We start from the raw sequence: 6,094 nt of genomic DNA, 5'->3' as shown, positions 1-6,094 counted from the left end.
ATCGAGGGGAGTGATGAGGTCAGCAGAGTATGCAAGAATCGAGGGGCCTGCATGGGTCCTCCTTAGGCATATTGTTTGTTTGGCGATTAACAACATGCCGACCCATGCAGGTCTTTTCAATCATATCATCCTGATTTTCTTATCTATTTCGTGGGGATCCCTCAGCATTGGTGCGGAATACTTCGCCTTCCAACTCAGCGCCCCGGTCCAGCATGCGGTGCAGCATATCCAAGTGCCCCCTGGGAACATAGCCCAACTTGTGTCCGGCGCTCTCCATCCTGATGGCTTGCGCCTCAACCGAGTTCTCGGGCTCCGGCACGAATTGAACGGGGTCACCCTCACTCAGCTCTGCCGCGTTGAGTTCGGCCTCGTGGCGAAAGCCTGCTATCTCCACCAGCACCTCGAAGGCTTCAGGAGGGTCATCGAAGGGGTGAACCAGCTCGAACCCGTCGTTGGGCAGCTTGGCACCACTGTAGCCCAGCAGGGCGAAATCGCTGATCTCGGCATCGGAGGGAATGGCACGCAGCTCCAGATAGCGACTGAAATCCCCTCGGCTTCGCGGCGGCAGCCGGCGCTTGAAGGCCTCAATCACCTGGTGGCTGTGCTCCACCTGCTTCAGCGGGAACGCCGGATAGCCCTCGAAGCCCATTTTTCTCGCTTCTGCCATCTCGGGACCATGGTCGTACTGAAGCACTATCTGACCGCCCTTCATCACCAGCTGACCCACACGGTAGCGAGAGCGCTTCTTGCTCTCACGGGCCTGCCAGTAGAGCAGCAGCCGCTGTGGTTCCACCAGATGTTCGATAAAGCGGGTCATGTCAGTTCTCCAGTGCCTCCAGCAGGCGCGCTCTCCTTGTCAGCGTCAGGAAGGCAATAAACTCAGCACGTTGCACTGTCAGTGGATGCGGAAGGTCAAACTGTGTGAGGCGGTGCAGCATGGCCTGCAAGTCATCTTCGCACCATCCCTGCAGCCGTTCTATCAGTATCGGTCGGATATGGGGAAAGTTCCGACAGTACTCGGCGACTCCTTCGATCAGGGGTAGGCGCCGCCTATCACCCCCTGGAGAAGTCAAAGGGAGCCGGGTCCGGGCAGACCAGCAATGACTTGTCCCGAGCGCCCACCGGGAAGACTTCGTACTCCTGATGGATGTCCCAGCCCGCAATATCGATAACCTGGCCCGGCCCTTGCTCGACTCCCTCACGATCGATCATGGCGTCGCCCCAGCCACCCGGAATCAAAAAACTCCTCAGCAGCTTCACCGCAGAGCGGATCCGCCGATCGGGGCCGTGTTGCTCGTTACTATAGCATCCTGCGTTCCACAAGCATCACGCCGCCCCCCATTTCGTTAGCCGCCTTTGTTTTCTCGCTTCTTGCACCTTCGCTGCAGCTTTGACGCAGATAATCCCCACATAACAGAACAAGCCTCCCCCCTCCCCGGCGTCACCGTGACAGTCACTGAAGGAGGCAAGATATGAAGGTACTGAAACCCTGGCAGGCCGTGGGCATCACGGTCGCCGTTAGCTTTCTACTGGTGCTTTGGGAAGTGCCCGCCTCGACCTGGGCCACCTCGGCCACCCTAAGCCTGGCGGCGGGGGCGGCGGCCCTGGCGCTGATGGCCACCTCGGCCATCCTGGCCGGCCGCTGGGGCTGGGTGGAGCTGGTACCGGTACCCGCCGGGCCAAACAGCGCGGCCTTCCGTGAGCGCTTGGCCGAGATCGCCCGCGAGGTGCCGGCCGACAGCGTGGAGATCCGCTTCTGCGGTCCCCAGGGGCTGAAGGATGCGGTGAGCCAGCAGATGGAGGAGCTGGGCATTCCGCGCCACAACCTGGCCTATGAGTACTTCGATTTTCGATAGTATCGCCACCGCGGGCGATGGCCGCGTCCGACGGGTGGCTGCTATTCTTTGGTGATATCGCCTCATGTGATCGAGGAATCAAAAGGAACCCCATGACGACCCTCTTTACTCGCCTGAATGCCGTCGCTTCACCCGCCATCGGCCTGGGCTGCATGAACCTCTCCCACGGCTACGGCAGCCCGCTTCCCGAGCGCGAGGCGCTGCGCGCCCTCGACGCAGCCTTCGATATGGGCTATCGCCACGTCGATACCGCCACCCTCTACGGCGCCACGGCCAACGAGCGGCTGGTGGGCAAGGCGCTGGCGGGCAAGCGCCGCGAGATCCTGCTGGCCAGCAAGTGCGGCATGGCCATGGACCCGGCACTCGGCCGCAAGGTGATCGACGGGCGCCCGGAGACGCTGCGCCGCCAGTGCGAGGCGAGCCTCGCGCGGCTGGGCACCGACCACCTGGACCTCTACTACCTGCACCGCTGGGACAAGAGCCTGTCCATCGAGGAGAGCGTGGGCGCGCTGACCCGACTGGACGCCATGATGACCCCGGACCAGGTGGCGGGGGCTCGCTACGGCGAGGCCCAGCAGGCGGAGGTCGACACCGAGGAGTTCGGCTATGGCGGGGTTCCGGCGGCGAGTGAGCGGCGGCTGTCGTGATGGCGAGCCTGTCGGGCGAGTTCCGCGGTGGTGCCATCGAACAGGTGCCGCTGGGCCTGCTGGGTCAGGGCATAGGCGTCCTTCACGCCTTGTCGGGCGCGCTCGTCGCATGGTTGCTCGGGGCCCGGCGCCGACGGTGGCTGCCAGCCGAAACAGCGCTGCCGGGTCGGGTCGAGTAGCGAGAACTCCACCACCTGGTCGTCCATGACCCAGCCCAGGGTGCCCGCCTGATGGTATTCGGCGAGTTGGGGGGCGGCCGGATCGAGCAGCGAGTGGCCCATGGCGCCGGGAAGGGGCAGGTCCAGCAGGTCGGCCAGGGTCGGCGCGACATCGCGTTGATGGCCGGTGCGCGAGGGACGGCCGGGCTCGACGATGCCCGGTGCATAGAGCAGGAACGGCAGCCGGGAGCGCTCGAGGATCGAGCCTTCCACCCGTGAGGTATGGTCGGACACCAGCACGATCAGCCAGGGATGTTGCCAGTCGCGGGACTCGATGGCCTCGACGAAGTCGCCGACCGCCTCGTCGGCCATGTGCAGGGTGTTGCGGATCCCCGCGGCACGTGAGTCGCTGTCGATCAGCGGGGTCATGCCGGGTGGCACCTGGGTGTCGTGGGTGGTGTTGGTGTTGATGCCGACCAGCATGGGCTCGCGCATGTCCCCCATGCGCTCCAGGACGAAGCGATAGAGGTCCCGGTCGTAGACGCCCCAGTAGTTCTCGGGCCACTGGCGTTGCTCGATGGCCTCCTTGCCGAGGCTCTCCCGGAAGCCCAGCGCTTGGGCAAAGGCGCCGGTGCCACTGGTGTTCTCGTGGGACCCCTGGAAGAAGGCGGTCTGCCAGCCGGCCTGGGCGAGGCGCTCGGGCAGGCAGTCGTAGTCGTGGCGGGCCAGGTCGGTCTGGGCGATGGTCTGACCGGGCGGGTTCTGGTAGCTGCAGAACAGGCTGAACATTCCCTCGGTGGTGCGCCGGCCGCCGGCGATGAGGTCCTCGCTGTGCAGTGAGCGCTCGGCCAGGGCGTCGAAGCGCGGCGTCACGGGGCGGCCGTCGTCGAGGGGCGCCATGAAGACGCTGGCCCAGCTCTCCAGCAGCACGAAGGCAACGTTCATCCGGCGGGGCTCGCCGCTCGCCAGGGCAGCGTCGGGATACAGCCGATTCACCCGTGAACGGGCCTGGTCGTCACGCATCCACTCGAGTGGCATGGGCTCCAGCGCATACTTCTGGCCACGCTGCAGGCCGTGCAGCGCCGCGTAGGCACCGTTGAGGGCGGCGGTGGCGGCCTCGGGGTTGCCCAGCCTCAGGGCATCGTCGGGACTCTGGGGTACGCCGCTCACGCCGCCTCGCACGATCGGCACCGTGGCGACGATCACCGCCAGCATGGCCAGCTCGGGCGCGAAGCGCACTCGCAGGCGAGCCTCGGCGACGGGAACCCGCGCGATGACGCCCAGCAAGGCGAGGATGCCCAGCAGATAGGGCCATTGCGCGATGAGCATGCCCCCCAGGCTGCCGGCGGAGTTGGCGAGCTCCGCCGCCTCATAGCCGACATGGCGGCCGGTCTCCTGCCAGTAGAGCCAGTCACCCAGCTGGGCAAACAGCAGAATGACCCCGGCCGGCACCAGCCAGCCACGACGGGGCAGCCGTTCCAGCAGACGGGAGGCCGGCCATAGCACCAGGGTCGTGAGGCCGGCCAGCAGGGCCGAGATGGCCAGGTCGAAGCGCAGCCCCCACCACCAGGCGGTGGGCCAGAGCCCTTCGGGCGTCATCACGGCATCCGACACCAGGCGAAGGCCCCCGGTGATCAGCGTGAGGACGACGAGGAAGCGCAGCCAGGTGAGGAAGAGGCCGGGGCGTGGACGTTGAGCGGTCGGTATCACGATGTCTGTCCGATGTTCTGTTCATGACGAGCAAGCGGTCGATTCTAGCATGGCGCGACCTACGGTCATGATGCCCGGACAGGGCCCGGTGGCGGGCAGTCACCCTGGGGCTCCGCTGATCCGGCACGCCCCTACTCCTCTGCACCCTGCGCCCTCCCGCAGACGCCGCCCCCGACCCTTGGTATTCTCGGTGGCTATATTGATAACCAAGTTCGAGGGACCACCATGTGGGATGAACGCTACGACACCGACGACTACGTCTACGGCACCGAGCCCAATGACTTCCTGCGCGAACAGGTGGGCATGATCGGCGAGCCGCCGCGGCAGGTGCTGTGTCTGGCCGATGGCGAGGGACGCAACGGCGTCTACCTGGCCAGGCTCGGCCATCGTGTGCTCTCCGTGGATGCCTCGGCGGTCGGCCTGCGCAAGGCGGCCCGCCTGGCCGAGCGGGAGGGCGTGCCCCTGGAGACCCGGGTCGCCGACCTCACCGAGCACACCTTCGCCGCCGAGGCCTTCGACGCGGTGGTGTCGATCTTCTGCCACGTGCCCGAGGCGGGCCGCCCGCACCTGCACCGCCAGGTGGCGCGCACCCTCAAGCCCGGCGGGATCCTGATCCTGGAGGCCTATACCCCGGCCCAGGTGCCGCGGGACACCGGCGGGCCGGACACCCCGGACCGCACCCCCACGGCCGCGGAGCTGGAGGCGGCCTTCGCCGACTTCGAGATCCTCTCGAGCCGCGAGTTCGACCGCCAGGTGGTCGAGGGACGTGGCCATACCGGCCTGGGCGCCGTGGTGCAGTTCATCGCCCGCAAGCGCCCGGCCTAGGCCGGCCGGCGCTCGCGCCCTTGTGGCGCCAGGGTCCTGTCGAGGAAGGCGAGCAGCTCGGGCAGCTCCGCTTCGAGGTGCCGGCTGAGGTCGTGGTCGCCGGGCAGCAGGCGCAGCTCGGCCGGGGTATCGCCGCGGCTGGCATGGAGTCGTTCGGCATCGCTCGGCGGGATCACCACGTCGTCACGGCCGTGCACCAACAGCACCGGGCAGCGCACCCGGGGCAGGGTGGTCACGGGCGCGATGGCGTCGAAGCGATGGCCGATCACGTGCTCCACGTAGCGCAGCACGTACCAGCCCAGCGGGACGAATGGCAGCCGCTTCCCGGCCAACCAGCGACGCATCATGCCGTCCGGGTGGGCGAAGGCTGAGAGGCTGACCACGGCGGCGATGTCGTCACGACGCGAGGCGGCCAGCAGCACCGCCGCGGCGCCCACCGAGTGGCCGAGCAGCGCCACCGGCGCATCGGCCATGCCCGGGCGGGCGCGCAGCCAGGCCAGGGCGGCCTCGGTGTCCTCGGCGAAGCGCGGCATGGAGGAGAAGCTGTCGGCGTCGCTCTCGCCATGGTTGCGGGCATCGAACAGCAGCACGTTCCAGCCCGCCGCCTGCAGCGGCCTGGCCAGCGGCAGCATCAGCTCACGGTTGGCGCCCCAGCCGTGGGTGATTACCACCGTGCCGCGCCCCTGGCCGGGTAGCCACCAGCCCGCCAGCTTCCTGCCCCTTCGCGTGGAAAGGGTCACCGTCTCCCCGGTCACGCCGTGCTCGTCCAGGGAGCACGCGATCGGCACCCGCGGCGCGGCCAGGCTGACCCTCAGCCGCCGATGGAAGAGGTGCAGCAGCAGCGCCAGCCCCGCCGCCGGCAGGCCCCACCCGAGCCACCCCGGCAGCGCGGTCATCG

Annotated in this window: 6 protein-coding genes and 1 pseudogene; 3 read left to right on the top strand and 4 right to left on the bottom strand. The window is 67.4% G+C overall.

Features of this window, described 5'->3' with window-relative positions; all coding sequences use genetic code 11:
- Positions 1-139: 139 nt before the first annotated feature.
- Together OP497_RS05415 and OP497_RS05410 are read right to left on the bottom strand one after the other, a co-directional pair.
- A complete protein-coding gene (locus tag OP497_RS05415; protein ID WP_280547034.1) occupies positions 140-817 on the bottom strand; it encodes an HIRAN domain-containing protein in 678 nt (225 codons plus the stop codon).
- A 236-nt stretch (positions 818-1,053) separates the two neighbouring features.
- Positions 1,054-1,260 (bottom strand): hypothetical protein, encoded by a 207-nt coding sequence (locus OP497_RS05410; protein WP_280547033.1) that lies wholly within the window; start codon positions 1,258-1,260, stop codon positions 1,054-1,056.
- 212 nt (positions 1,261-1,472) lie between these two features.
- Here OP497_RS05410 and OP497_RS05405 point away from each other — a divergent pair, with 212 nt between their 5' ends.
- The gene (locus tag OP497_RS05405) at positions 1,473-1,856 is read left to right on the top strand and encodes a hypothetical protein (protein WP_280547031.1); all 384 of its coding nucleotides are present in this window, start codon (positions 1,473-1,475) and stop codon (positions 1,854-1,856) included.
- 92 nt (positions 1,857-1,948) lie between these two features.
- Positions 1,949-2,377 (top strand): annotated as a pseudogene (locus tag OP497_RS05400) (aldo/keto reductase); the annotation flags it as partial.
- A gap of 83 nt (positions 2,378-2,460) precedes the next feature.
- Here the strand turns inward: OP497_RS05400 and OP497_RS05395 are convergent.
- Positions 2,461-4,371, bottom strand: coding sequence for an LTA synthase family protein (locus OP497_RS05395; RefSeq protein ID WP_280547030.1), 1,911 nt, complete (start codon positions 4,369-4,371; stop codon positions 2,461-2,463).
- Between the two features lie 225 nt (positions 4,372-4,596).
- Between OP497_RS05395 and OP497_RS05390 the strand changes: the two genes are divergently transcribed.
- Positions 4,597-5,196, top strand: coding sequence for a class I SAM-dependent methyltransferase (locus OP497_RS05390; protein ID WP_280547029.1), 600 nt, complete (start codon positions 4,597-4,599; stop codon positions 5,194-5,196).
- On the opposite strand, the gene OP497_RS05385 is transcribed toward OP497_RS05390, so the two are convergent.
- Positions 5,193-6,092, bottom strand: a complete 900-nt coding sequence (locus tag OP497_RS05385; RefSeq protein ID WP_280547028.1) for an alpha/beta fold hydrolase — start codon at positions 6,090-6,092, stop codon at positions 5,193-5,195. The genes OP497_RS05390 and OP497_RS05385 overlap by 4 nt on opposite strands.
- Positions 6,093-6,094: the final 2 nt, after the last annotated feature.

Source organism: Halomonas sp. 11-S5 (assembly GCF_029889825.1).
Taxonomy (GTDB): domain Bacteria; phylum Pseudomonadota; class Gammaproteobacteria; order Pseudomonadales; family Halomonadaceae; genus Halomonas.
Note: the sequence above shows the minus strand (reverse complement) of the source record. Positions and strands in the feature narration are given on the sequence as shown.

Bases quoted from the DNA above. Each gene is read 5' to 3' on its own strand.
- OP497_RS05415 (WP_280547034.1), bottom strand. From the start codon at position 817: ATGACCCGCTTTATCGAACATCTGGTGGAACCACAGCGGCTGCTGCTC.
- OP497_RS05405 (WP_280547031.1), top strand. From the start codon at position 1,473: ATGAAGGTACTGAAACCCTGGCAGGCCGTGGGCATCACGGTCGCCGTT.
- OP497_RS05390 (WP_280547029.1), top strand. From the start codon at position 4,597: ATGTGGGATGAACGCTACGACACCGACGACTACGTCTACGGCACCGAG.
- OP497_RS05385 (WP_280547028.1), bottom strand. From the start codon at position 6,092: ATGACCGCGCTGCCGGGGTGGCTCGGGTGGGGCCTGCCGGCGGCGGGG.